We start from the raw sequence: 25,142 nt of genomic DNA on the forward strand, positions 1-25,142 counted from the left end.
CTGCCGAACCGGCAGTCCGCAGGTACCGTTCCAGCCACTCGTAGGTCACCCCCGTACGGGCTGACATCGCATTTTGTGGTCCGTTCAGCCCATCGAACCCCCATAATGGCCTGAGACATCGGATGTCTGATCGACAGGGAGGCCCGCCATGGCAGTCACCGACGAGGCGATCGAGAAGATCAAGGGGATGATCGTCTCCGGGTCGCTGCGCCCCGGCGACCGGCTGCCCAAGGAGAGTGAACTGGCCGCCGAACTGGGGCTGTCCCGCAACTCCCTGCGGGAGGCGGTGCGCGCCCTGTCGCTCATCCGGATCCTCGACGTACGGCAGGGCGACGGCACCTACGTCACCAGCCTGGATCCCCAGCTCCTGCTCGAAGCGCTGAGCTTCGTCGTGGACTTCCACCGCGACGACACGGTCCTGGAGTTCCTGGCGGTGCGCCGCATCCTGGAGCCGGCCGCCACCGCGATGTCGGCGGCACGCATCAGCGAGCAGCAGCTGGACGCGCTGTCCGCCCAGTTGGAGCGGCTCGGCGGTGAGCCGTCGGTGGAGGAACTGGTCGCCGCCGACCTGGAGTTCCACCGGGGGATCGTGCAGAGCTCCGGCAACTCGGTGCTCTGTTCCCTCCTCGACGGTCTGTCCGGGCCCACCACCCGGGCCAGGATCTGGCGCGGTCTGACCCAGGAGGACGCGGTCAGCCGCACCCTGCACGAGCACCGGGCGATCCTGGGCGCCCTGCGCGACCGGGACGCGGAGGCGGCGCGGTCATGGGCGACGGTGCACATCGCGAGCGTGGAGCAGTGGCTGAGGTCGACCCTCTAGCCGTACCGGAACCCGGACCGGAACCCGTACGGGAACCCTCAGGACCGCCGCTCCGACCGCTCGGATGAATACGGGGGTGGTGAAGGGTGGCTCACGGATGGTGTTTCGGGGGGTCTATCGGGGCAGTGATCCGTTCACTCCCCCGTGCAAGGGGGCTGCGAGCGCCCCCGCCGCACGCCGTAAGGTTGGGTGGTCAAGCGAGGGCACGTCGGAAGGAGGCGCTGGGTGATCGAGCTGGAGGGGGTTCCCGAGCTGATCGACCCAGTCATGGTGGCCGCGTTCGAGGGTTGGAACGACGCAGGCGACGCAGCTTCCAGCGCGGTCGCGCATCTGGACCGGGAGTGGAAGGGCGAGGTGTTCGCGGCGCTCGACGCCGAGGACTACTACGACTTCCAGGTCAACCGCCCCACCGTGTGGCTGGACAACGGTGTCCGCAAGATCACCTGGCCGACGACCAGACTGTCGGTGGTCAGGGTCGGCGGCGACAAGCCCCGTGACCTCGTGCTGGTCCGGGGCATCGAGCCGTCGATGCGCTGGCGCTCGTTCTGCAACGAGCTGCTGGGCTTCGCGCACGAACTGGGCGTGGAGCTGGTGGTGGTCCTGGGCGCCCTGCTCGGCGACACCCCGCACACCCGTCCGGTTCCGGTCAGCGGGGTCACGTCCGACGCGGATCTGGCCCAGCGGATGGATCTGGAGGAGACCAAGTACGAGGGCCCCACGGGCATCGTCGGCATCCTCCAGGAGGCGTGCACACACGCGGGCGTGCCTGCGGTGTCGCTGTGGGCGGCGGTCCCGCACTATGTGTCGCAGCCGCCCAACCCGAAGGCGACGCTGGCTCTCCTGAACCGTCTGGAGGACCTGATCGACATCCGCATCCCCCTGGGCGAGCTGCCCGAGGACGCGCGTGCCTGGCAGGTGGGCGTGGACCAGCTGGCCGCCGAGGACAGCGAGGTCGCGGAGTACGTACAGACGCTGGAGGAGGCCCGGGACACCGCCGAGCTGCCCGAGGCGACGGGCGAGGCGATCGCCCGCGAGTTCGAACGCTATCTGCGCCGCCGCGACGGCACCGGCCCGGCGGGCCCCGGCACGGCCCCCGGCGGCCACGCCACCGCGGACGGCACGGACAGCGCGTCGTACCTCCGGGACAACCCGACGCCCCGCCCGAAGCCACAGCCACCGAAGCCGCCCCAGCTGCCGAGCACGGACGACGAGGACCCCACAGAGGACTGACCGGAAGGGCCGGTGCGCGCGACGCGCACCGGCCCTTCCGCCGTGTCACGGAAGTCCGTCAGCGGTCCACGGCGACCACGGCGTACGTCGTCTCGGGCGTCGGCGTCGTCGAGAAACGGGCGTTGGGCAGATACAGCCGGTTCCGGTACGCGGCGACCGTGGTCGGCACATCGAAGTCCGGGTCGGTGATACGCCGTTGGAAGACCCCGCTGCTCCCGTCCTGGGACAGCGTGAACACGTCGACCGCGTTCTGCCGGTTCTGTACGACGTACAGCGTGCGCCCGACGAGCAGCAGACCGTCGCCGTTGGTGAGCGGCGCCGCGTCCCCGAGCCCGACGAGCTTGGTGACCCCCGTGCGCGGGTCCACCCGGTGCAGCCCGCCCACCCCTGACTGGACGACGAGCAGCGCCTTCCCGTCGGGCGTGGCGGTGATGCCGTTGGCGTTGACGACCTCGCCGGGCACCTGGCTCCAGTCGCCGCTCAGAGCGATCCGTACGACGTCACCGGCGCCCGGGAGCGCGCCGCCCCGGCCTAGCGGGAGGACGTACAGGGCCGGCTGGAAGGAGTCGGTGAAGATCGCCGCGCGCCGGGTCAGGAACACGTCGTTGGCGAACGTGGAGGTCGCCGTGGTGAGGGCGTACGAGGCGAGGACAGCACCGGTACGGCTGTCCACGACCCGGGCTCCCTGGGCACGGGCGGCGACGAACAGGCGTCCCTGGCCGTCGAGTTTGAGCCCGACGGACGGGGTGCCGGGCCCGGCCGAGATGATCTCGCCCGCGCCGGTGCGCAGGTCGGCGCGGTAGATCGAGCCGTCGCCGAGCGAGCCCAGGTAGGCGTAGGGGCCGATGCCGGTGGCTATGCCTTCCGGACGGAAGCCGTTGGGCAGGGGTATCAGGGTCGGCAGGGTCTTCGGGGAGGCGGCGGCCGGTGAGGCGACCAGGGCGGCGGAGACGGTGGCGGCGCCCGCCGCGAGCAGTCCGCGGCGGCTGACGTGGCATGCGAAGGAACCGTGTGTGGGAGCCACGGGGCTTCCTTCCAGGAAGGGACCGGCAGTTGGCCGGTCCTGCGGGTCAACTGACCCTGACACCACATCACATGTCGACTCGCGCCACAGCTTCCCCGGGAGAGTCGACAGCACCTCGACAGCTGTGGACGCACAGGGGCGCCGGGCGGCTGAACCCGCCCGGCGCCCCACGCCACTCGCTACGGGTACTCCGTTACAGCGCTACGCCCAGCAGTGCGTCCACGGCACGGGACACCACACCGGGGGCGCCCTCGTCCGTACCGCCCCGCTCCGACTGGAGGACAGCCCAGCGGTCCACGGCGGCCAGTGCGGCCGGGGCGTCCAGGTCGTTCGTGAGAGCCTCGCGCAGCTCCTCGACCAGCGCGTCGGCGGACGGCCCGTCGGGCCGGGACACGGCGGCCCGCCAGCGCCCGAGCCGCTCGACGGCGTCCGCGAGAACCTGGTCGGTCCACTCCCAGTTGTCCCGGTAGTGGTGGGCGAGCAGGGCGAGCCGTATGGCGGCCGGGTCGACCCCGTCGCGGCGCAGCGCGGACACGAAGACGAGGTTGCCCTTGGACTTCGACATCTTCTCGCCGTCGAGCGCGACCATGCCGGCGTGGACGTACGCCTTGGCCATGGGGAACTCGCCGGTCAGTGCCTGGGCGTGCGAGGCGCCCATCTCGTGGTGCGGGAAGACGAGGTCGGAGCCGCCGCCCTGCACGTCGAAGCCCATGCCGAGGTACTCCAGGGCGATGGCGACACACTCGATGTGCCAGCCGGGGCGACCCCGGCCCAGCGAACCGCCGTCCCAGCTCGGTTCGCCCTCCCGGGCGGCCATCCACAGCATCGGGTCGAGCGGGTTCTTCTTGCCCGGCCGGTCGGGGTCACCGCCGCGCTCGGCGGACAGCAGGCGCATGGCGGCGGCGTCCAGGTGGGACACCTGGCCGAAGTTCGGGTCCGACTCGACGGAGAAGTAGACGTCCCCTTCGAGCTCGTAGGCGGCGCCCGCGTCCCGGAGCCGCTCGACGAGCGGGACGATGCCGGGTATCGCCTCCACGGCGCCGATGTACTGCTTCGGGGGCAGCATCCGCAGGGCGGTCATGTCCTCCCGGAAGAGGGCGGTCTCCTTCTCGGCGAGCCCCACCCAGTCGATCCCGTCGCGCACGGCCCGCTCCAGCAGCGGGTCGTCGACGTCGGTGACGTTCTGGACGTAGTGAACCTGCCGCTTGGTGTCGAGCCACACGCGTTGCACGAGGTCGAACGCGTTGTAGGTCGCCGCGTGACCCATGTGGGTCGCGTCGTACGGGGTGATGCCGCAGACGTAGATACGGGCGACGGGACCGGGGTCGAGGGTGACGAGACCGCCGGTCGCGGTGTCGTGGATCCTCAGGTCGCGGCCCTGACCAGTCAGGGCGGGGACCTCGGAAGCGGGCCAGGCATGCATGTCATGAGCGTAACCGGACGGATGTTCCGTATACGAGCCGGACCGGGTCCAGATGGCCGGGAAGAGGGTCTTGTGAGATTCCTCCCCATGTGCAGGTGGCCCTACGGGACGCCTGCCACAGCCCCGCGCACCCTCACACGGGCGGCCACGGGATCGCCGGCCACTCCCCGCTGGGCTCCGGATGCTTCCCGGACGCCAGCAGCGCGTCCACCCGTGCGCGCGTGGCCTCGATCTCGTCGCCGGTGACCAGCTCGGCCAGCCGTACCGCCAGCGCTCCGCCCTCCCCCAGCGCGGCCTTCAGCCCCGTGAGCACCTCGACGGCCTCCGGTGTGAGGGGCTCCCCGGCCCACCCCCACAACAGCGTCCGCAACTTGTTCTCGGCGTTGAAGGTGACCCCGTGGTCGATCCCGTACAGCCGCCCCTCGTCGCCGGGCAGCAGATGCCCGCCCTTGCGGTCCGCGTTGTTGATCACCGCGTCGAGCACGGCGAGTCTCCGCAGCCGCTCGTCGTCGGCGTGCACCAGCAGTGCCGTCTTCCCCTCGCCGACCTCGGCGAAGGCGATCGCCTTCCAACCGGGGCCGGGTTCCTCACCGTCGACCAGGGCGAGCAGCCCCTCGCCCTCGTCCGCCGCCGCGTCGATCCACAGCTGGCACATCCCCTCGCCGTAGGGCCCCGCGCGCAGCACGGTCGGCGGCACGAGCCCCCAGCCGGTCGCCTCGGAGACCTCGAACGCCGCCATCTCGCGCTCGGCCAGGGTCCCGTCCGGGAAGTCCCACAGGGGCCGTTCACCGGCCACGGGCTTGTAGATGCAGGCGGCCTCCTGCCCCTCGTACGAGACCGTGCAGTACAGCGCCGCGTTCGACGCCTCGCTGATCCGTCCGCGTACGGTCAGCTCGCCCTCGGCGAGCAGTTCGGCGGGCGTGCGGGTGGCTGTCACGCTCCGCGGCGGTATCCGTTCTGGCGCGGACATACGTGTCCTTCCGGGTCGAGCGGGAGGCTGCACAGGGGGCACGGCGGCCGGCCGGCGTTGACGACGTCGAGGGCGCGCCTGGCGAAGGCACGGGCCTGCGCGCCGGTGAGCCGGACGCGCAGCATCGGGGGGCCGTTCTCCTCGTCCTGGAGGAGCCGCTCCTCGGCCTCGACGAGGTCCTCCTCGGACTCGGCGTCCAGTTCCACCAGGGCCTGCGCCTCGACGATCATGCGCTGCTCGTCGCCGTCCCAGGCGAGCGCCATGGTGCCCACCCGGAACTCCTCCTCGACAGGGGTGTCGAGGGGGCGGGTGTCGGACACCTCTCCGGGGGCCACGGCCGGGACGGAGGCGTTGCCCCCGCTACGGCGTACGACCTCGTCGAGCAGTTCTTCCATGCGTTCGGCGAGCGCGGCGACCTGGGTCTTCTCCAGGGCCACGCTGGTCACCCGAGGGCCGGCCGTGGCCTGGAGGAAGAACGTACGGCGCCCGGGCAGTCCGACCGTACCGGCCACGAAGCGGTCCGGTGGGTCGTAGAGGAACACCTGACGGGACACGTCCTGTCTCCATTGAATCGAATGATTTTCGGCATCCGCGGCGCTGCCGCGACCGCTTCACCCTACTGCTGCCGACGATCACGGTGCGCCCGCACCACCTCCGACCGCGGCGTCCTCGCCCGGGGGTTCCTCGCGCGGCGCCAGGGAGGCGAAGTCGCCGGTGTCCCCGAGGCGGACGAGAAAGGGCCTGAGGCGGGTGTAACGGATCGCGGTGATGGAACAAGGTTCTACGGACACCCGTTGAAAGAGGTCGAGATGAAGCCCGAGCGCGTCCGCGACCAGGGACTTGATGATGTCGCCGTGCGAGCACATGAGGTAGACGGCGTCGGCGCCGTGATCGGCCTCCACGCGCGCGTTCCACTCACGTACGGCTTCGGCCGCGCGCGTCTGCATGGCCCGCATGGACTCACCGCCGGGAAAGGCGGCGGCGGACGGGTGGGCCTGGACGACCTGCATCAGCGGCTCGTCCGTCAGCTCGGCGAGTTTGCGCCCGGACCAGTCCCCGTAGTCGCACTCCGTGATCCGCTCCTCGGTGTGCGGGCGCAGTTCCGGCCTGGCTTCGAGAAGCGGCCGGATCGTCTCCTGACAGCGCTGGAGCGGGCTGGTGACGACCTCGGAGATCGGCAGTTCGGCGAGGCGCCCGGGCAGTGCGGCGGCCTGCGCGGCGCCCCGCTCGTCGAGGGCGACGCCGGGTGTACGGCCGGCGAGCACTCCAGAGGTGTTGGCGGTGGACCGTCCGTGCCGGACGAGGATCAGCGTGGGCATGCGGCCCAGGGTAGGCGTACGGCTCCCGCAGGGCGGCCGGGGTGCTTTTCCGGCCGGGCGGCGGGAGAATGCGCATCGTGATCGTCGACTGCGCCATCTACCGTGACGGACGCCGTACGGAGGAGCCCGCGGACTTCTCCGACGCCCTCGACGAGTGCCGTGCGGACGACGTCGGCGACGCGTTCGTCTGGGTCGGCCTGCACGAGCCGACGGAGAAGGAGTTCGAGCAGGTCACGCAGGATTTCGGACTGCACCCCCTGGCCGTCGAGGACGCCCTCAAGGCGCATCAGCGGCCGAAACTGGAGGTGTACGACGACTCGCTGTTCATGGTGCTCAAGCCGGTCGGGTACGAACCGAAGGCCGACATCGTCTCCTCGGGCGAGATCATGGTCTTCATCGGCGACTCCTTCGTGGTGACCGTGCGGCACGGCGAGGAGGCGCCCCTCGCGGCAGTACGGCACCGCCTGGAGGCGGAGCCCGAGATGCTGCGGCACGGCCCCACCGCGGTGCTGTACACGATCGCCGACGCCGTCGTCGACCACTACGTGGAAGTGGCGGACGAACTGGGCACCGACCTGGAGGAGTTGGAGGCGGAGGTGTTCTCACCGTCGGGTGGGGGCTCGCGCCACACGGCGTCCCGCATCTACACCTTCAAACGGCAGATCCTTGAGTTCCGCCGCGCCACCGGCCCCTTGGCGACACCGCTCGGCAGGCTCTCGGGCACGGGCCTGTTCGGCGCGCGCGTGCCCTTCGTCCACGAGAAGGCCGAGCCCTTCTTCCGGGACGTCAGCGACCACCTCACGCGCGTGAACGAGTCCGTGGAGGGCCTGGACCGCCTGGTATCCGACGTGCTGTCGGCCCACCTCGCGCAGATGAGCGTCCGGCAGAACGACGACATGCGGAAGATCTCCGCGTTCGCGGCGATGGCCGCGTTCCCCACGATGGTCGCGGGAATCTACGGCATGAACTTCGACCACATGCCGGAACTCCGCTGGGTCTGGTCGTACCCCGCGCTGATCGCGGGGATGGCCGTGGTGGAGGTCCTGCTCTACCGGATGTTCAAGCGCCGGGGCTGGCTGTAACACGGTTGTCTGGCCGCCGTGCCCCGTTGGGCGGCACGGCTCAGGCGAACTCGGGCGACACGGTCGCCGGGCCGCCCAGGGCGTCGCGTCGCTCGGGCATCCGCAGGGAGACCATGCGGCGCCAGCCGACGGCGCGCTCGTAGACGTACACCGCGCGGATGCCCGCCGCGAGGAGCGCCGTCTTGGGCCTCCGCCAGCCCAGGACACGCCCCATGTGCGACATCACCGCGAGGCTGACGTCCCGGTAGACGCGGATCTCGGCGAGCGCGCACTCGCGCAGCGTCCGCTGGATGGCCCGGCCGTGGCCTGCGGCCGCGAAGCGGAGGAGTTCCTCGTGGCAGTAGGCGAGGTGGTTGTCCTCGTCGCGGGAGATCATCCGCACCGCGCGGCCGAGGTCGGGGTGGTCACCGAAGTGCCTGCGCAGCAGCTCCATCTCCTCGGAGGCGCGCTGCTCGGTGACGCGGCTGTGGGCGAGGTAGGTGACGATGTCCCGCACGGTCAGCGGTTCGTCGCTCTTGAGCTTCTCGTGCGGGAGACCGATGCCCCGCCGCTCCAGCAGCATCGTGTAGTCGGTGTCGGCCGGGACGTCGACGGGCTGGAGACCACGCTTCTTCATGAGGGCGTTGAAGATCCGCCCGTGCTTGTCCTCGTCCGCGCCGTGGCGGCTGATCCTGGGGGCGAGTGCGCGTTCACTCGCCGGGACGAGCGCGGCGATCCGGGCGTTCTCCCAGCCGCCCTGGGACTCCCCGCCGGCCGCGATGGAGCAGAAGAGGCGGAAGGAATCGTCGTTGTCGAGGATCTCCTGGAACAGGCTCCTGGCCGAAAGCATCAGAGGCACCTCTCGCAGGTCTGCGGTGTTCCGCGAACGTGGAGGAACGTTGAAGAACGTGTCAGACAACGAGTCAAATGCGGTACCTGGAACGCTGCAACAGCTGTGCCGGACAACTCCGCCGAAAGAAGGACCAGCGGGGGCGCGCCGGGACGTAAGTACAGGTGTCCGGAGGGTGCCGGGGCCGTAACCACCGGGTCCGCGGCGCGTTGTGCTCCGTGACGGCCGTGGCGGGGAAGACCCCCCGAGCCCCCACCACGGCCGCGGAACTTCTTGCTCCTTCTCCTTCCCCTACGCGAGTCCGGCGCGCTCCAGGGCGTCGGTGCCGGCACGGAGCGAGGCGAGGCGCTCGTCGAGCGTGAAGCCGGCCGGGGCGAGGGTGAGCGTGGTGACACCGGCCGCGGCATAGGCCTGCATCCGGTCGGCGATCCGGTCCACCGAGCCGAGCAGCGTCGTCTGGTCGATCAGGTCGTGCGGAATGGCCGCCGCGGCGCCTTCCTTGTCGCCGGACAAGTACTTGTCCTGGATCTCGGCGGCTTCCTTCTCGTATCCCATGCGCTGGGCGAGCTGGTTGTAGAAGTTCTGCTTGCGGCTGCCCATGCCGCCCACGTACAGGGCGGTGTACGGCCGGAAGGTGTCGGCGAGCGTCGCCACGTCCTTGTCGTCGCCGACGGCGAGCGGCAGCGTCGGGCAGACGTCGAACCCTTCGAGGGTCTTGCCGGCCTTCTCGCGCCCCGCGCGCAGGTACTGGATGGCGGTGTCCTCGATGTGCGCGGCGGACGGGAAGATCAGCAGCGCCCCGTCGGCGATCTCGCCGGTCTGTTCGAGGTTCTTGGGACCGATCGCGGCGATGTAGAGCGGGATGTGCTCGCGCTCGGGATGCACGGTCAGCTTGATGGGCTTGCCGGGGCCGCCGGGCAGCGGCAGCGTCCAGTGCTCACCGTCGTGGGAGAGCCGCTCACGGCTCATCGCCTTGCGTACGATCTCCACGTACTCGCGGGTGCGGGAGAGCGGCTTGTCGAACTTGACGCCGTACCAGCCCTCGGAGACCTGCGGCCCCGAGACACCGAGGCCGAGCCGGAACCGCCCACCCGAGAGCGAGTCCAGTGTCGCGGCGGTCATCGCGGTCATCGCGGGCTGCCGGGCCGGAATCTGGAAGATGGCCGAACCGACGTCGATGCGCTCGGTCTGGGCGGCGACCCAGGTGAGCACGGTGGCCGCGTCCGAGCCGTAGGCCTCGGCGGCCCAGCAGACGGCGTATCCGAGGCGGTCGGCCTCCTGCGCGACGGCCAGATTGTCCGCGTCCATTCCGGCGCCCCAGTAGCCGAGGTTGATCCCGAGCTGCATGGCCGATTCCCCTTACCGATCAGTAACGTCCCTTGTACGACCGACACTAGCGCGTCAGCCCCCGGCGGCGATGGGGCGTGGATCTCGCCGGCCCGGAGTTTGGGTCCCCCGGGGGATGGGACGGGCAGGGGCGGTGGGGGCGAGGAAACCGTTGTCCACAGGCAACCCACTTGGTCAGCTCTGGCCAGTAATCTCGGCGTTCATGGAGCAGAGGCATCTCGGCCGTACCGGCCTGCGTGTGTCCCGGATCGGACTCGGCACCCTGACATGGGGCCGGGACACCGACGAGCATGACGCCGCGGCCCTGTTGAAAGCGTTCTGGGAAGCGGGCGGAACGCTCGTCGACACCGCGGACGTGTACGGCGACGGAGAGGCCGAGTATCTGCTCGGGCAGCTCATGGAGGGGCTCGTACCGCGCCGCGACCTGGTCATCTCGACCAAGGCCGGCAGCGTCCCCGACCCCGACCGCCGCGTCGACGGCTCCCGCGGCCACCTCCTCGCCGCCCTCGACGCCTCCCTCACCCGCCTCGGCACGGACTACGTCGACGTCTGGCACATCCACGCCTACGACCCCGACACCCCCCTGGAGGAAACCCTCCAGGCCCTCGACCTCGCCGTCAGCAGCGGACGCGCCCGATACGCCGGCGTCTCCAACTTCTGCGGCTGGCAGCTGGCCAAGGCGGCGACCTGGCAGCTCTCGGCACCGGGCATACGGACGCGGCTGTCCAGCACCCAGCTGGAGTACTCGCTGCTCCAGCGCGGCATCGAACGCGAGGTGCTGCCCGCCGCACTCGACCTGGGCGTCGGACTCCTGCCCTCCTCGCCGCTCGGCCGCGGCGTCCTCACGGGCAAGTACCGCAACTCGACCCCGGCGGACTCCCGGGGTGCCTCGGAGCATCTGGCGCCCTTTGTCGCCCCGTATCTCGACGACACGGCGAGCCGCATCGTGGACGCGGTGCAGACGGCGGCCGACGGACTCGCGGTGACGCCGTTGCAGGTGGCGCTCGCCTGGATCCGCGACCGGCCCGGCGTGGCCGCCCCGATCGTCGGCGCGCGCAACGCGCAGCAGCTCACGGCCGCATTGTCAGTGGAGACCCTTAGTCTTCCTGACGAGATCTGCCGGGCGCTCGACGACGTGTCAGCACCCGTGCACCGCTATCCCGATCACGACTGGAGCACGCTGTGACCACGGAGCCCGACACCACGGAGGAAGCCGAGCCGGGGACCCCGGGCACCCCCGAGGAGGCCGCCCAGGACACGGCGGACGATTCGTCGACCGAGCAGACCGCGACCGCAGAAAGCACCGAGAACAGCGGTGGCGTCGCCGGGCAACTGTCCGAGGCCGAGGCCGAACTGGCCGCCCAGCGGGAGCTCCGGGAGCGGATCGAGCGGCGCAAGGCCGAGAAGAAGGGGCCGATCGCGAGCGGCACCAAGCTCAGCGGGACGGCCGCCGATCTGATGGCGGCCGTCCGGGCCGTGGAGAGCGGGGAGAAGCCCGCGGCGGCCATCGCCTTCCGCGCACCGGAGTCCCGGCCCACGTCCGGGCCCGGAACCCCTGCCGCACGACCTTCGGTCCCCCCCGCCACCTCCCCCTCCTCCGCCTTCTCGTCCACGGCCGTTCCCGCAAGGCGGCCCCAGCCCGTCGCGCCCGCCGTCGGCGACACCGCGTCCACTCCGGAAGCCGTCGAGGCCGTGCGGGGCGTACTGACCGAAGGGGGCGCGCCGGACACCCTCGCGCTCCAGGTCGTGGCGGCGCTCGGCGCCGGAGCGGACGAACAACTGCGCGCGGATCCCTGGCAGTTGCTCCAGGTCGCCGGGGTGCGGCCCGAACAGGCCGACGGGTTCGCGCGGGCCTTGCTCGGCGCCGAGTGCGGTCCGGACGACGAGCGGCGGGGCCGGGCGCTCACGGTGTGGCTGCTGGAGCAGGCCGCCGTGGCCGGACACACGGTGCTGGACGCCTCCGCCCTGACCGCCGCGCTCACGCAGCGCGGCGTGCCGGACGCGGACACCGCCGTACAGAGCGCGGTCGCGGAGGGCGAGGCCCTGGAGTTCCAGGACGCGGTCGAGGAAGCCGCACTACCCGCTGCGGGCGGACAAACCGACGAGGACGACGCTGACGACGAGGCCGCCGAGCGCCCTGTTCGCGTGCTCATCGGGCTGGAGCGGTACGCGCTCGCCGAGGAGAGCCTCGCCGACGGGCTGGCCCGGATCGTCAACTCGCTGCCCAAGGAGGCGGCCGAGGACTGGGAGTCGTCGGCCAGGGCGTCGGGCTCCGGTTCCGCGGCCGAGTTGATCCGTGCCGTCGCCGGACACGGGCTCGTGCTGCACAGCGGCGGCGACACGGCACGCGCCGAACCGGCCGCCCTCGTCGCCGCTGCCCGTTCTCTGGGCCTGCGGGTCTGCGCGGCGGCCCACACACCCGACGGGCGCCGCCGTTTCGCGGCACTTCTCGCGCCCGAGACCGCGCCCGAGGACGCCTCCGACGCGGTCTCGGAGCCAGGGTCGGAGTCGGACTCCGTCGTCACCGTCGCGGGACTGCTGGCCGGGGCCGAGGGGCCCGGGCGGGACGCCGAGGGGGCGTTCGAAGTCGATCTGCTGGTCGTGCTGGACGCGCCGCAGCTCGACGTGGAGAGTGCGGCCATGGTCGTGGAGTCGCTGCCGGACGGCGCCCGGCTGGTGCTGAGCGGTGATCCGGCGGTGCTGTGGTCGGCCGGACCCGGGCGGGTCTTCGCCGATCTGCTCGCCGCACGCGCGTGCCCGCACATCGTCTCGCGCACACCCGATCCCGGCCCGATCGGCGAACTCGTCTCGGGCGTCTCCGTCGGCGAGCTCACCCAGGTCGAGGCGCCGGGCAAGGAAGTCGTGATCGTCCCCGTGCGGGACGCGGGCGAGGCGGTGCACCGGACCGTGCAGCTCGTCGCGGACTCGGTGCCCAGGGCGCTCGGTGTACCGCCGGAGCAGACCCAGGTGATCACGCCGGGGCACGGCGGCGCGGCGGGCACGCGCGCGCTCAACTCCGCCCTCAAGGAGCGGCTGAACCCCGGCCCGGGCCGCTTCGGCGGCTTCGACCCGGGCGACCGGATCGCGTACTCCCCCGCGCCGGGACGGACGGTGCCCGGGCAGGTCGTCAAGGCCGACGCGGACGGGCTGCACCTGGAGTGCGGCGGCGCCCCCGTCGTCGTACCGAAGGAGCGGGTCGAGGCGAGTGTGCGGCACGGGTGGGCGCTCACCGCCCACCAGGCGGTCGGGCTGCACTGGCCGGCCGCCGTCGTGGTGCTGCCCGGGGACGCGGCCCCGTCGCTGACCCGGCCCTGGGTCTACACCGCCTTCGGTCGCGCGGAGCGTCATCTCTCCGTGGTGCACGGCGTGGACCAGGCGCTGCCCCGCGCGGTCGCGGAGGTCCCGGCGAAGGCCCGTACGACCCGGCTGCCGGGCCTGCTCCGGGCCCAGGTGCCGCCGACCGCCTGAGCAGGCGGGTGAACGGGGACGAACGACACAGCGGCGGTCACGGGAAGCCCTGCCTCCCATGACCGCCGCTCTCAGGACGTCACGCCGGATTCGCCGGCCGGCTATCGCCGGCGATCGGCGTCCAGTGGCTCCAGGTCCTCGTCCTCGTCCAGGCCCGCTGCCACCAGGTCCGGATCGAGCTCGTCCTCCAGCAGGTCGTCGTCGTCCTCGATCACGTCGGCGTCGTCGTCGAAGACCGCGCTGACGTCGAACCGGCAGACCACCCGCTCCGCGTCGACCTGGTCGAAGGGAGCCTCCAGCCACTCGCCGGGATCCGCCGGCTCGTCCGAGGCCGTCACCCACAGGGTGGAGTCGGCCTCCTCAAGGCCGAACTCCTTGTGCCGGGAGGCGATCTCGTCCGGCTCGAACTCGCCGAACAGGATGCCAAGAGCCCCGTGCACCGTGCCGGAGACCTCGGCGCCCACGCCGTCGTCGTCCACGGCCTCCACCCGCTGGGCCTGCGCCAGCAGCCGTTGCGGCTCCACCACGGCGTAGTCGCGGCGGATGAGCACACTCAGCGCGTTCGGCTCCTCGGGGCCGGCGTACGGCGGCAGTGCGTCGTCCGTACCCGGGATCTCGAAGGGGGTGACCTCGTCATAACGGTCGTAGAGCAGCTCGTCGTACACCTCGGCGGCCGCGGCCAGCTGGTTGAACGCCTCATAGACATCGGGGTCGTCCTCCCCAGACCGGCGTTCGACCGCCGCCAGGTGGCGGTCGAGCGCGGTCTTGACCGCCTCGGCGGCGGCGCGTACCTCGGCAGCGGTGGGCTGCGCAGCATCAGACATAGAGCAGACGCTATCCGTACCGGGCCTCTGCCCGCACAATAGATGCGATGCCGGAATACGAATTTGTCGACGTGTACGTACCACGCGGGGTCACCCGCAAGGAGGCCACACGTCTGCTCACGGACCATGCCGAGTACGGACACTGGGAGTTGGACCGCCTGAGCCTGCTCCGCGACGGCAGCCGCAAGGTGCGGTTGCGGAGGCGGATCATCCGCCAGGTACGGGCCACGTGGTGAGGTGACCGCGCGGAAACGGAGCGGGCCCCGCAGCTGCGGGGCCCGCTCCGTTCAGCACGCCGCCCGGTGACCGTGCGACGCGTTCCTCCCGTTCGTACCTTTCGTACGGAATCTCCCGTACGGATCTACGCCGAGGCGCGTGCCTTGCGGTAGAGCACGGAGCCCGCGAGCAGCATGCCCGCGCCCATCGGCAGGGCAACGCCCAGCGGCAGGTCCCCACCGGTGTGCGCGAGCTGCGCGGCGGCCCGGGGCTGCGGAACCGTCGGTGCACCGTTCTGGTCGACATACGTGGGGCCGGCCGGAGGCGTCACACCGTGCGCGGTACTGGGCGGTGCGAGCGGAGACACCGGCTGGGCCGGAGTTCCCGGGTGGTGCGGAGTGACCGGGACCTGGGGAGTGACTGGGACCTGGGGAGTGACCGGGACCTGAGGAGTTCCCGGGGTTCCCGGTTGCGCGGGGCCGCCCGGAAGCTGGGGGCTTTCCGGCTGCTGCGGGTTTCCGGGCGGGGGCGGGGTCTCGTGACCGCCGCTGGGGGGCGTGCACGGCTCGTCGGTCTCCGGAGGCGGCGCCGGGTGGCCGCCGCCGCCGTGGTCCCCGGTGGTCGAGCAGTCGTTGCCCGCCACCGCGTTGCCGATGCCGATGACGTCGACGGTGTTGCCGCACAGGTTGACCGGTGCGTCGACCGGGGCCTCCACCTGGTTGCCGGACCCCACGCCCGGCGAGTCGGTGGCGTATCCGCCGGCGTGCGAGCCTTCCCAACCGTGCCAGTCGGCCCAGTCACCGGAGCCGCCGGGGCTGCCCGGGTATCCGAAGCCGCCCGGGGCGCCGGAGTCGCCGTACCAGCCCTGGCCGCCGTACCCGTCGTGACCGCCGTAGCCGCCGCCGTACCCTCCGGGTGAGCCGTGCCCGCCGTAACCGCCGTCGTCGCCGTATCCGCCGGACGAGCCGTGGCCTCCCTGGCCGCCATGACCTCCCTGGTTGCCGTGATTCCCCTGACCACCGTGGTTGCCCTGGTCGCCATGACCGCCGTGCTGGCCCTGGTCGCCGTGTCCGCCCGGGGCGCCGTGGCCGCCGCTACCCTTGCCGCCTCCGCCGTTGGCGCACTTGTTGCCCATCGCCGGGTTGAGCAGGCCGACGGCGCTCACGGTGTTGCCGCAGGCGTTGACCGGCACGCTCACCGGCGCGCTCACGGTGTTGCCGGACAGCACGCCGGGTGAGTTGGAGGCGGCGCCGTTCGCACCCGAGTCTGCGTGCGCCTGGGCGCCGCCGGCGGCGGCCATCACGCCGGTGGCGGCCGCCACGGTCATCAGGCCCTTGCGGGTGACCTCTCGCATTGCTGCATCCCTGCCTTCACATGATGTGTCGTGAACCTTCCGGAACGACCTGTCGGCCCCGGAGCGCAAGCGTTCCGGGGCCGACAGGCTCAGACTCTCTGGGAGTCAGAACCTCACGAAGTGAGGTGCAGCATCAGTTGTTGACGCAGGTGTTGCCGAAGGCGGGGTTCAGCAGACCGATCACGGAGATCGTGTTGCCGCAGACGTTCACCGGGACGTGAACGGGAACCTGAACAACGTTGCCGGACAGAACACCCGGGGAGTGCACGGCAGCACCCTGGGCACCCGCATCGGCGACGGCCAGGCCCGCACCCGCGAGAACCAGACCACCAGTGGCAGCCGCAGCGGCGACGACCTTCTTGATCATTATTCCTCCTTGTTGGCAATGCGATCCCGAGTAGCGGACCGCATCACCAGTAACGAGGAGGGGGCATTAGGGCTACGACCCTATGAGCGCATTCACTCTTCTCAGTCAGTCACGCACATGCGGACGATTGTTGGAGTGTCGTTCAATCGGGTAATTCCGGGCGGATTCGCAGACGTTGGGAACCCGGTGGAACCCCCGGGAACACAGGCCCGGGCGCGGGATTCAGGATGCCCCGATGAAGCGGTCGAGCACACGCACCCCGAACTTCAGCGCGTCGACCGGCACCCTTTCGTCAACACCGTGGAACATGCCCGCGAAGTCCAGCTCCGGCGGCAGCTTCAGCGGCGCGAAGCCGAAGCAGCGGATGCCGAGGTCCGCGAAGGACTTGGCGTCGGTGCCGGCCGAGAGCATGTAGGGCACGGCCCGGGCGATCGGGTCCTCGGCGACCAGCGCGGTCTGCATGGCGTCCACGAGCGCCCCGTCGAAGGAGGTCTCCAGTGCCTTGTCCGCGTGCACGTCCTCGCGCTTCACGTTCGGGCCGAGGATGCGGTCCAGGTCGGCGAGGAACTCCTCCTCGTAGCCGGGCAGATATCGGGCGTCGACGTGCGCGGTGGCCTGGCCCGGAATGACGTTGACCTTGTAACCGGCGCCCAGCTGGGTCGGGTTGGCGGTGTTCTGCAGCGAGGCGCCGATCAGCTTGGCGATACCGCCGAGCTTGGCGAGCGTCGCGTCCATGTTCTCGGGGTCCAGCTCGGTGCCCAGCGCGTCGCCGAGTTCGTCGAGGAAGTGGCGGAGCGTCTTGGTGACCCGGACGGGGAACTTGTGCCGTCCGAGGCGGCCGACGGCCTCCGACAGCTCGGTGATCGCGTTGTCCTTGTGGATCATCGAGCCGTGTCCGGCGGTGCCGTCGACGGTCAGCTTCATCCAGTGCATGCCCTTCTGGGCAGTCTCGACGAGATACAGCCGCAGGTTCTCGTTGACGGTGAAGGAGAACCCGCCGACCTCACCGATCGCCTCCGTCACGCCCTCGAACAGGTCGGGGTGCCGGTCGACGAGGTGCCGCGCGCCCCACGTACCGCCCGCCTCCTCGTCCGCGAGGAAGGCGAGGACGATGTCGCGCGGGGGCTTGCGGCCGGTGCGCAGCCGGTCGCGGACGACCGCGAGGGTCATCGCGTCCATGTCCTTCATGTCGACCGCGCCCCGGCCCCACACACATCCGTCCGCGATCTCACCCGAGAACGGGTGATGCGTCCAGTCCGCCGCGTTGGCCGGTACGACGTCGGTGTGGCCGTGGATGAGCAGCGCCGGCCGGGACCGGTCCTCGCCCTCGATGCGCGCCACGGTGGAGGCGCGCCCCTTGTGCGACTCGAAGATCTGCGGCTCCAGCCCCACCTCGGCGAGCTTCTCGGCGACGTACTCGGCGGCCTTGCGTTCGCCCGGTCCCGAGTGGTCGCCGAAGTTGCTGGTGTCGATCTGGATGAGCTCGCGACAGAGGTCCACGACCTCGTCCTCGCCGGTGACGCCCTTGGCCGTGTCTGTCCTGCCCGTCCCGCTCACGGTGCTACCTCCCACTGTTCCTGCTGGTGGTCATCCCTCATCCTCCCCCGCCGAACCGTCGCTCCCAAAGGCCGGTCCGGGCCCGTCACACACCGTTCACGCGGCGACAGGGGGTGATCGGTCACCCCGGAAAGCCTGGTAATGTTTCCTTCGTCGCCACGGGGGGAACCCCGCGCGACAGACACCTTGTCCGGGTGGCGGAATGGCAGACGCGCTAGCTTGAGGTGCTAGTGCCCTTTATCGGGCGTGGGGGTTCAAGTCCCCCCTCGGACACTTGCTCTCGTCAGTCGCCAGGACCCCACTCGATGTGGGGTCTTTTGCGTTGCGCCACCGCACCCCGAGCCGCTGCCGAGCAGCGCCCATGACGCCCCTGACGGAGCGGCAGTTGGGGACGGAAACGGACCGCCCGCTGACCATTTGGCCGCCTTTTCGCTGGGTGTGGGCGATATCTCGTCCGTCCGGGCGTCCCTGAAGATCACCAGGTCAGCGCGTCGGCCACGGCTCCCGCACGTCCGGCGCACCCCCCGTACGGCGCTCTCACCAGGCATGCGTACTGGCGCGAGCATAGGCTCGTACTAAAATTTCCGGCTTGTTACGGAACGGAGCTGGAGCCGGACAACCCCAGGCATACCTGCGGGCCCCCGCCAGCGACCCGGAGGTTTCCGGGAACGAGACGCGAGGACTGATGGCAGCCACACACGAGAGCAGTGCTCTCGGTCTGCTCGAAGAAGAGATCCGCGAGCGGTTCGGCGACAAGGCACGTTTCTCCGCGGGGCCCGCCGCCTCGCCGCGCACTCTCGTCGACATCTTCGACGCCGCAGTACGTTCGTACCCGAACGAGCCCGCCCTCGACGACGGCTCCACCGCGCTCAGCTACCGGGCGCTGGCCGTCGAGGTCGAGGCCGTACGGCGTCGGCTGAGCGCCGCGGGCGTCGGACTCGGGGACCGCGTCGGGGTCCGGGTGCCGTCCGGCACCAATGAGCTGTACGTCGCCATCCTGGGCGTCCTCGCCGCCGGTGCCGCCTACGTTCCCGTGGACGCCGAGGACCCGGACGAGCGGGCCGAGCTGGTGTTCGGGGAGGCCGAGGTACGGGCCGTCGTCGGCGCCGGGTGCGAGATCACCGTTCCCGGGGCGCGCAGTGAGCTGCCCGCGCGGCGGCCCGGGGTCGAGCACGACGCCTGGATCATCTTCACCTCCGGCTCCACCGGGAAGCCCAAGGGCGTCGCCGTGAGCCATCGCAGCGCCGCCGCGTTCGTGGACGCCGAGGCCGCGCTGTTCCTCACCGACGATCCCGTGGGACCCGGCGACCGGGTCATGGCGGGGCTCTCCGTGGCCTTCGACGCCTCCTGCGAGGAGATGTGGCTGGCCTGGCGCTACGGGGCCTGTCTGGTGCCCGTACCGCGCTCCCAGGTCCGCAGCGGGGCCGATCTGGGGCCCTGGCTGGTCGAGCAGGAGATCTCCGTCGTCTCGACCGTGCCCACGCTGGCCGCGCTGTGGGAGCCCGAGACCCTCAACGACGTGCGGCTGCTGATCTTCGGCGGGGAGGCCTGCCCGCCCGAGCTGGTGCAGCGGCTGGTGACGGAGGGGCGCGAGGTCTGGAACACCTACGGGCCCACCGAGGCCACCGTCGTCGCCTGCGCCTCCCTGATGACCGGGGAGGAGCCCATCCGCATCGGGCTGCCCCTCAACGGCTGGGAGCTCGCCGTCGTCGACGAGGCGGGCGAGCCCGTCGCCATGGGCGCCAGTGGGCAACTGGTGATCGGTGGGGTCGGACTCGCGCGGTACCTCGACGCGGAGAAGGACGCCGAGAAGTACGCGCCCCTCGAATCCCTCGGGTGGGAGCGGGCCTACCGCAGCGGTGACCTCGTCAAGGCCGAGCCCGAAGGGCTGATCTTCCTCGGGCGGGCCGACGAGCAGATCAAGCTCGGCGGGCGCCGTATCGAGCTGGGTGAGGTCGACTCGGCGCTCCAGGGGCTGCCCGGTGTCGCCGGTGCCGCCGCCGCCGTACGGACCGCCCGCAGCGGCAACCAGCTGCTGGTCGGCTATGTCGTGACGCAGGAGGGCTGGGACCAGGCCACCGCCGTGGAGCGGCTGCGCGCCGAGCTGCCCGCCGCTCTGGTGCCGATGCTCGCGCCGGTCGCCGAGCTGCCGACGCGCACGTCCGGCAAGGTCGACCGCAACGCCCTGCCGTGGCCGCTGGAGGGGCTGGAGACCGGCCCCGCCGCCGTGCTGTACGGCACCGAGGCCTGGCTCGCCGAACAGTGGAGCGAGGTCCTCGGCATCCCCGTGGGCAGCGCGGACGACGACTTCTTCGCGATCGGCGGCAGCAGTCTCGGCGCCGCCCAGCTGACCACCCGGCTGCGGACGCGCTACCCGAGCGCGGCCGTCCTCGACATCTACCAGCAGCCCGTGCTGCGCAAGCTCGCCCGGCATCTGGAGGAGTCCGCGCAGGACGACACCAGCGGACGGGTCATCGCGCCGGTTCCGCTGCGTGCCAAGGCCGTTCAGCTTCTGCTGCTGGTCCCCCTGTTCACGCTGCTCGGGCTCCGGTGGGCGGTCGCGCTGGCCGCCGCCGGGAACGTACTGCACTGGTTCGGGGCCTATCCGTGGGCGCCGGCCACGTCGTGGTGGGCGGTGGCCGCCGGGGCCGCCGTGCTCTTCTCGCCGCCCGGGCGGCTCGCCCTCGCGGCCGGTGGGGCGCGGCTGCTGCTGCGCGGGGTGAAGCCGGGACGGTATCCGCGCGGTGGCAGTGTGCACCTGCGGCTGTGGACCGCGGAGCGGCTCGCCGAGTTCAGCGGGGCGACCTCTCTGACCGGGGCGTGGCTGGAGCGGTACGCGCGTGCGCTGGGCGCCAAGGTCGGCGCGGAAGTCGATCTGCACTCCCTGCCGCCGGTCACCGGCATGCTCAAGCTGGGGCGCGGGGCGGCCGTCGAGTCCGAGGTGGACCTGTCGGGACACTGGCTGGACGGGGACCGACTGGAGATCGGGCAGGTCAAGGTGGGTGCCGGCGCTGTCGTCGGGACGCGTAGCCTGCTCTTCCCGGGGGCGCGCGTCGGCAAGCGGGCGGAGGTGGCGCCGGGTTCGGCGGTCGCCGGGACGGTGCCGACCGGGCAGCGGTGGGCCGGCGCACCGGCCCACAAGCTCGGCAAGGCCAAGCGGAACTGGCCCAAGGAGCGTCCGCAGCGCGGGCGGGCCTGGCGGGCGATGTACGGCGTCGCCGGGTTCGCGTTGAGCGCGCTGCCGCTGCTGGCGGGTGCGGTCGCACTGCTGGTCGCGGGCCTGTTCGTCGACCCCGACGCCGGGCTCGGGACCGCTCTGCGGGGCATCGCGCTCGCGCTGGTACCGGCCACCCTGGCGTTCGGCCTGGCCTATGCGCTGATGCTCCTGATCGCCGTACGGCTGCTGAGTCTGGGCCTGCGCGAGGGTACGCATCCCACGCACAGCCGTATCGGCTGGCAGGCCTGGACGGTCACCCAGCTCATGGACCGTTCCCGCGAGACCCTGTTCCCGCTGTACGCCGGGCTGATCACGCCGGTGTGGCTGCGGCTGCTCGGGATGCGGATCGGGCGCGGCGCCGAGGTGTCGACCGTGCTGGCGCTGCCCAGCCTGACGACCGTCGGCGAGGGCGCCTTCCTGGCCGACGACACCCTGACCGCGCCGTACGAGCTCGGCGGCGGCTGGCTGCGGATCGGGCGGGCCGAGATCGGGCGGCGGGCCTTCCTGGGCAACTCCGGGATGACCGCGCCGGGCCGGTCGGTGCCCGACGGCGGGCTGGTCGGTGTCCTCTCGGCCACGCCGAAGAAGGCCAAGAAGGGCAGCTCGTACCTGGGCCTGCCGCCGATGAAGCTGCCCCGGTCGGCGAGCGGCGGCGACCAGAGCCGTACGTACGATCCGCCGGCGCGTCTGCTGTGGGCGCGGGCGCTGGTGGAGCTGTTCCGGATCGTGCCGGTGTTCTGCTCGGCGGGGCTGGCCGTGCTGACGGTGGCCGCGTTCAGCGTGCTGGGTGGGTGGTTCTGGCTGGTGGGCGGGCTGGTACTGCTCGCTGTCGGGGCCCTGGCCTGTGTGCTGTCCATCGTGGCCAAGTGGGCGCTCGTGGGGCGTCACCGCGCCGGTGAGCATCCGCTGTGGAGCGGGTTCGTGTGGCGCAACGAGCTGGCGGACACCTTCGTCGAGGTCGTCGCCGTGCCGTGGCTCGTGGGTTCGGTGCCGGGTACGCCGGTGATGTCGGCGTGGCTGCGCGGGCTCGGCGCGCACATCGGCAAGGGGGTCTGGGTGGAGAGCTACTGGCTGCCCGAGACCGACCTGGTGACCCTGGGCGACGCGTCCACCGTGAACCGGGGATGCGTGCTCCAGACACACCTCTTCCACGACCGGATCTTGCGGACGGATACTGTGGTCCTCCGTGAGGGCGCGACGCTGGGTCCTGGCGGGATCGTCCTGCCCGGTTCCACGGTCGGGGCCCGGTCCACTCTGGGTCCCGCGTCGCTGGTCATGGCGGCGGAGTCCGTTCCCGACGACACCCGCTGGCTGGGCAACCCGATCGAGTCATGGCGTTCCTGAAGGCGGTGGGCGCGGCTCGTTCGGGTACCGGAGCGGGGGTGGGTTCATCTCCGGCACCTCGTACGAGCACATCGCAGGGAGCAGACTCAGCAGTGAGCGTTCAGCAGACAGTGGGTTCGGACCCGTACTTCCCGGCCAACGGTGATCCCCGTTACCGGGTGCACCGGTACGAACTCGCGCTGGACTACCGCCCGGGCCCGAACCGGCTGGCGGGCACGGCTCGCATCAACGCCATAGCGGGCCGGTCCTCGCTCGCCGAATTCCAGCTGAACCTGGGCGACTTCAAGATCGGCCGGGTGCGGGTCGACGGCAAGACCGCGCACTACACGCACCGGGGTGGTCGACTGCGCATCCGCCCCGCGAAGCCGCTCCGTACCGGGGCCGCGTTCACCGTCGAGGTGCACTGGGCGGGCAACCCCAAGCCGGTCAGCAGCCCCTGGGGCGGGATCGGCTGGGAGGAGCTGGAGGACGGGGCGCTGGTGGCGAGCCAGCCGGTCGGGGCGCCGTCCTGGTACCCGTGCAACGACCGGCCCGCCGACAAGGCGTCCTACCAGATCTCGATCACGACGCCGTCCGCGTACTCGGTGGTGGCGGGCGGTCGGCTGCTGACGAGGACGACGAAGGCTTCCACGACCACGTGGGTGTACGAGCAGTCCGCGCCGACGTCGAGTTATCTCGTCGGGCTGTCGATCGGGAAGTACCAGACCGTCCTGCTCGGTGACCCGGGTCTTGGCGGGGTGCCCCAACACGGGCACATTCCGGCGGAGTTGCTCCCCGAGTTCTCCCGGGACTTCGCGCGCCAGCCCGCCATGATGGAACTCTTCGAGGAGCTCTTCGGACCGTATCCGTTCGGTGAGTACGCGGTCGTGGTGACCGAGGAGGAACTCGATGTGCCCGTCGAGGCACAGGGGTTGTCGCTGTTCGGCGCCAACCACGTGGACGGCGCCCGGAGTTCGGAGCGGCTCGTCGCGCACGAGCTGGCCCACCAGTGGTTCGGCAACAGTGTGTCCATCGCCGACTGGCGGCACATCTGGCTGAACGAGGGGTTCGCCAAGTACGCGGAGTGGCTGTGGTCCGAGCGCTCCGGTGGGCGCAGCGCGCAGCAACTGGCCGCGGTGGCCCACCGGTTGCTGGCCGGGCGGCCACAGGATCTACGACTCGCCGATCCCGGCCGCAAGCTGATGTTCGACGACCGGTTGTATCAGCGCGGCGGGCTCACCGTGCACGCGGTGCGGTGCGCGCTGGGCGACGAGGCGTTCTTCCGGATGCTGCGGGGGTGGGTCGCGCTGCATCGGGGCGGATCGGTGAGTACGGCCACGTTCACGTCGTACGTGGGACGGTTCGCGGCGGAGCCGTTGGACGAGCTGCTCGCCTCGTGGCTCCACGAGGTGGCGCTGCCCGCGTTGCCCACACCGAGGACGCAGGGGCCGCCACCGGTCAAGGGAGGACCGCGGGTGCCCGCACGGCCCTCCTATCCGCCGTCCACCGCGTAGCGGGTACATGCGGTGCGGGTACATGCGGTGCGGGAGAATGGCGGGCATGGCCCGACGTACTCCGCATCCCCGGCGGCAACGCCCCTCCACCCCGGTTCAGAGCTCCGCGTGTCCGTGCGGTCTCGCGGAGACGTACGAGAAGTGCTGCGGCCGGTTCCACCGGGGTGAGGCCGCGGCGCCGACCGCCGAGGCCCTGATGCGCTCCCGCTACAGCGCCTTCGTGCGGCGGGACGAGCCCTACCTCCTGCGCACCTGGCACCCGCGCACCCGCCCCGTCGGCGTCGAGTTCGACCCCGGGACGCGGTGGACGGGGCTGGAGGTCGTCGCAGCGGGCGACGGTACGGCGTTCCACACCACCGGGACCGTCACCTTCCGGGCGTCCTACCGGGGCGGTTCGCTGGCGGAGCGGAGCCGGTTCGAGCGGGTCGACGGGGCGTGGGTCTACGTCGACGGGGACATCGAACAGGGCGACCAGGGCAGCCGGACCGTCTAGGGCGCGAGGATGTCCAGTTCCTGAAGGGCTCCGACCACGATCTCCCTGGTGAGCCGCTCGGCCCGCTCGCCGTCGCCCTCGCGGACCGCCTCGGCGACCTGTACGTGCAGGGTGACGGCGGCCGGGTCGGGGTCCTCGAACATGACCTCGTGATGGGTGCGGCCGGCCAGGACCTCCGCGACGACATCCCCGAGGCGGGCGAACATCTCGTTGCCCGAGGCCTCCAGGATCACCCGATGGAAGGCCACGTCGTGGACCAGGTAGCCGTCCAGCTGGTGTCCGCGCGACTTGGCCACCATGCCCAGCGCGCACTCGGTGAGCCGCGCGCACTGTTCCGCGGTGGCGAACTTGGCGGCCAGGCCCGCGGCGACCGGTTCGATCGCGGAACGCAGCACGGTGAGGGAGCGCAGTTGCTGCGGGCGGTCGGCGCCCGCCAGGCGCCAGCGGATGACCTGCGGGTCGTAGACGTTCCACTCGGCCTTGGGCCGGACCGTGACGCCGACGCGGCGGCGGGACTCGACCAGGTGCATCGACTCCAGGACCCGGACCGCCTCCCGCATCACCGAGCGGGACACGTCGAAGCGCTGTGCCAGTTCGTCCGTGCGCAGGACGCTGCCCGGCGGGTACTCGCCCGCGGTGATCGCAGGTCCGAGGGTGTCCAGTACATGGCCGTGCAGCCCTCGGCCCGGTGTGCTCATGCACTCAGCGTACGTGGCGCGTCACACTCTCAAAAAGTCAGACTTATTGATGCGGAGGTCTTGAATT

General features: G+C 71.3%; 21 protein-coding genes and 1 tRNA gene. 10 read left to right on the forward strand and 12 right to left on the reverse strand.

Features of this window, described 5'->3' with window-relative positions; translation table 11 throughout:
- The first annotated feature begins 148 nt into the window (after nt 1-148).
- Both OHN74_RS07875 and OHN74_RS07880 read left to right on the forward strand, forming a co-directional pair.
- Nucleotides 149-820, forward strand: coding sequence for a FadR/GntR family transcriptional regulator (locus OHN74_RS07875; RefSeq protein WP_327693801.1), 672 nt, complete (start codon nt 149-151; stop codon nt 818-820).
- Between the two features lie 225 nt (nt 821-1,045).
- Nucleotides 1,046-2,050: a PAC2 family protein gene (locus OHN74_RS07880; protein WP_327693802.1), complete on the forward strand. Its 1,005-nt coding sequence runs from the start codon at nt 1,046-1,048 to the stop codon at nt 2,048-2,050.
- 58 nt (nt 2,051-2,108) lie between these two features.
- Here OHN74_RS07880 and OHN74_RS07885 read toward each other — a convergent pair whose 3' ends face one another.
- The 5 genes from OHN74_RS07885 to OHN74_RS07905 form a co-directional block, all read right to left on the reverse strand.
- Nucleotides 2,109-3,074 carry an SMP-30/gluconolactonase/LRE family protein gene (locus OHN74_RS07885; protein ID WP_327693803.1) on the reverse strand — a complete coding sequence of 322 codons (966 nt, stop codon included), beginning with the start codon at nt 3,072-3,074 and terminating at the stop codon, nt 2,109-2,111.
- A gap of 193 nt (nt 3,075-3,267) precedes the next feature.
- Entirely contained in the window at nt 3,268-4,497 is a 1,230-nt protein-coding gene (gene mshC, locus OHN74_RS07890; RefSeq protein ID WP_327693804.1) for a cysteine--1-D-myo-inosityl 2-amino-2-deoxy-alpha-D-glucopyranoside ligase, read from the reverse strand.
- A gap of 133 nt (nt 4,498-4,630) precedes the next feature.
- The gene (locus OHN74_RS07895; protein ID WP_327693805.1) at nt 4,631-5,467 is read right to left on the reverse strand and encodes an SCO1664 family protein; all 837 of its coding nucleotides are present in this window, start codon (nt 5,465-5,467) and stop codon (nt 4,631-4,633) included.
- Entirely contained in the window at nt 5,431-6,021 is a 591-nt protein-coding gene (locus tag OHN74_RS07900) for a DUF3090 domain-containing protein (RefSeq protein WP_327693806.1), read from the reverse strand. Before OHN74_RS07900 ends, OHN74_RS07895 begins: the two co-directional genes overlap by 37 nt.
- 78 nt (nt 6,022-6,099) lie before the next feature.
- Nucleotides 6,100-6,786, reverse strand: coding sequence for a histidine phosphatase family protein (locus OHN74_RS07905; protein ID WP_327693807.1), 687 nt, complete (start codon nt 6,784-6,786; stop codon nt 6,100-6,102).
- Nucleotides 6,787-6,863: 77 nt separating this feature from the next.
- Between OHN74_RS07905 and corA the strand changes: the two genes are divergently transcribed.
- Nucleotides 6,864-7,868: a magnesium/cobalt transporter CorA gene (gene corA / locus OHN74_RS07910; RefSeq protein WP_327693808.1), complete on the forward strand. Its 1,005-nt coding sequence runs from the start codon at nt 6,864-6,866 to the stop codon at nt 7,866-7,868.
- Nucleotides 7,869-7,908: 40 nt separating this feature from the next.
- Here the strand turns inward: corA and OHN74_RS07915 are convergent, their stop codons facing one another.
- Together OHN74_RS07915 and OHN74_RS07920 are read right to left on the reverse strand one after the other, a co-directional pair.
- A complete protein-coding gene (locus tag OHN74_RS07915) occupies nt 7,909-8,697 on the reverse strand; it encodes a ferritin-like domain-containing protein (RefSeq protein WP_327693809.1) in 789 nt (262 codons plus the stop codon).
- Nucleotides 8,698-8,988: 291 nt separating this feature from the next.
- Nucleotides 8,989-10,044 carry an LLM class F420-dependent oxidoreductase gene (locus OHN74_RS07920; protein ID WP_327693810.1) on the reverse strand — a complete coding sequence of 352 codons (1,056 nt, stop codon included), beginning with the start codon at nt 10,042-10,044 and terminating at the stop codon, nt 8,989-8,991.
- Nucleotides 10,045-10,246: 202 nt separating this feature from the next.
- On the opposite strand from OHN74_RS07920, the gene OHN74_RS07925 reads away from it, so the two are divergent.
- Complete coding sequence (locus OHN74_RS07925) at nt 10,247-11,230, forward strand: aldo/keto reductase (protein WP_327693811.1); 984 nt, start codon at nt 10,247-10,249, stop codon at nt 11,228-11,230.
- Nucleotides 11,215-13,512 (forward strand): helix-hairpin-helix domain-containing protein, encoded by a 2,298-nt coding sequence (locus OHN74_RS07930; RefSeq protein WP_443060542.1) that lies wholly within the window; start codon nt 11,215-11,217, stop codon nt 13,510-13,512. Before OHN74_RS07925 ends, OHN74_RS07930 begins: the two co-directional genes overlap by 16 nt.
- A gap of 101 nt (nt 13,513-13,613) precedes the next feature.
- On the opposite strand, the gene OHN74_RS07935 is transcribed toward OHN74_RS07930, so the two are convergent.
- Nucleotides 13,614-14,336: a hypothetical protein gene (locus tag OHN74_RS07935; protein WP_327693813.1), complete on the reverse strand. Its 723-nt coding sequence runs from the start codon at nt 14,334-14,336 to the stop codon at nt 13,614-13,616.
- 47 nt (nt 14,337-14,383) lie between these two features.
- Here OHN74_RS07935 and OHN74_RS07940 point away from each other — a divergent pair, with 47 nt between their 5' ends.
- Nucleotides 14,384-14,572, forward strand: coding sequence for a DUF5703 family protein (locus OHN74_RS07940; protein WP_327693814.1), 189 nt, complete (start codon nt 14,384-14,386; stop codon nt 14,570-14,572).
- Between the two features lie 125 nt (nt 14,573-14,697).
- Here OHN74_RS07940 and OHN74_RS07945 read toward each other — a convergent pair whose 3' ends face one another.
- From OHN74_RS07945 to OHN74_RS07955, 3 genes are all read right to left on the reverse strand, one after another.
- On the reverse strand, nt 14,698-15,906 hold the full coding sequence (locus OHN74_RS07945; protein ID WP_327693815.1) for a chaplin: 1,209 nt from the start codon (nt 15,904-15,906) through the stop codon (nt 14,698-14,700).
- A gap of 133 nt (nt 15,907-16,039) precedes the next feature.
- Nucleotides 16,040-16,273 (reverse strand): chaplin ChpH, encoded by a 234-nt coding sequence (chpH, locus tag OHN74_RS07950; RefSeq protein WP_053742306.1) that lies wholly within the window; start codon nt 16,271-16,273, stop codon nt 16,040-16,042.
- A 222-nt stretch (nt 16,274-16,495) separates the two neighbouring features.
- Nucleotides 16,496-17,830, reverse strand: coding sequence for a M20/M25/M40 family metallo-hydrolase (locus OHN74_RS07955; protein ID WP_327693816.1), 1,335 nt, complete (start codon nt 17,828-17,830; stop codon nt 16,496-16,498).
- 188 nt (nt 17,831-18,018) lie between these two features.
- On the opposite strand from OHN74_RS07955, the gene OHN74_RS07960 reads away from it, so the two are divergent.
- The 4 genes from OHN74_RS07960 to OHN74_RS07975 all read left to right on the forward strand — a co-directional run bounded on the left by OHN74_RS07960 (nt 18,019) and on the right by OHN74_RS07975 (nt 24,377).
- A tRNA-Leu gene (locus OHN74_RS07960) sits at nt 18,019-18,103 on the forward strand.
- A gap of 412 nt (nt 18,104-18,515) precedes the next feature.
- Complete coding sequence (locus OHN74_RS07965) at nt 18,516-22,391, forward strand: Pls/PosA family non-ribosomal peptide synthetase (protein WP_327693817.1); 3,876 nt, start codon at nt 18,516-18,518, stop codon at nt 22,389-22,391.
- 92 nt (nt 22,392-22,483) lie between these two features.
- Nucleotides 22,484-23,884, forward strand: coding sequence for a M1 family metallopeptidase (locus OHN74_RS07970; protein ID WP_327693818.1), 1,401 nt, complete (start codon nt 22,484-22,486; stop codon nt 23,882-23,884).
- 46 nt (nt 23,885-23,930) lie between these two features.
- Complete coding sequence (locus OHN74_RS07975) at nt 23,931-24,377, forward strand: YchJ family protein (protein WP_327693819.1); 447 nt, start codon at nt 23,931-23,933, stop codon at nt 24,375-24,377.
- On the opposite strand, the gene OHN74_RS07980 is transcribed toward OHN74_RS07975, so the two are convergent.
- Nucleotides 24,374-25,075: a FadR/GntR family transcriptional regulator gene (locus OHN74_RS07980; RefSeq protein WP_327693820.1), complete on the reverse strand. Its 702-nt coding sequence runs from the start codon at nt 25,073-25,075 to the stop codon at nt 24,374-24,376. The two genes, OHN74_RS07975 and OHN74_RS07980, sit on opposite strands and share 4 nt — an antisense overlap.
- Between the last annotated feature and the right edge of the window lie 67 nt (nt 25,076-25,142).

The organism is Streptomyces sp. NBC_00459, from assembly GCF_036013955.1.
Lineage (GTDB): Bacteria > Actinomycetota > Actinomycetes > Streptomycetales > Streptomycetaceae > Streptomyces.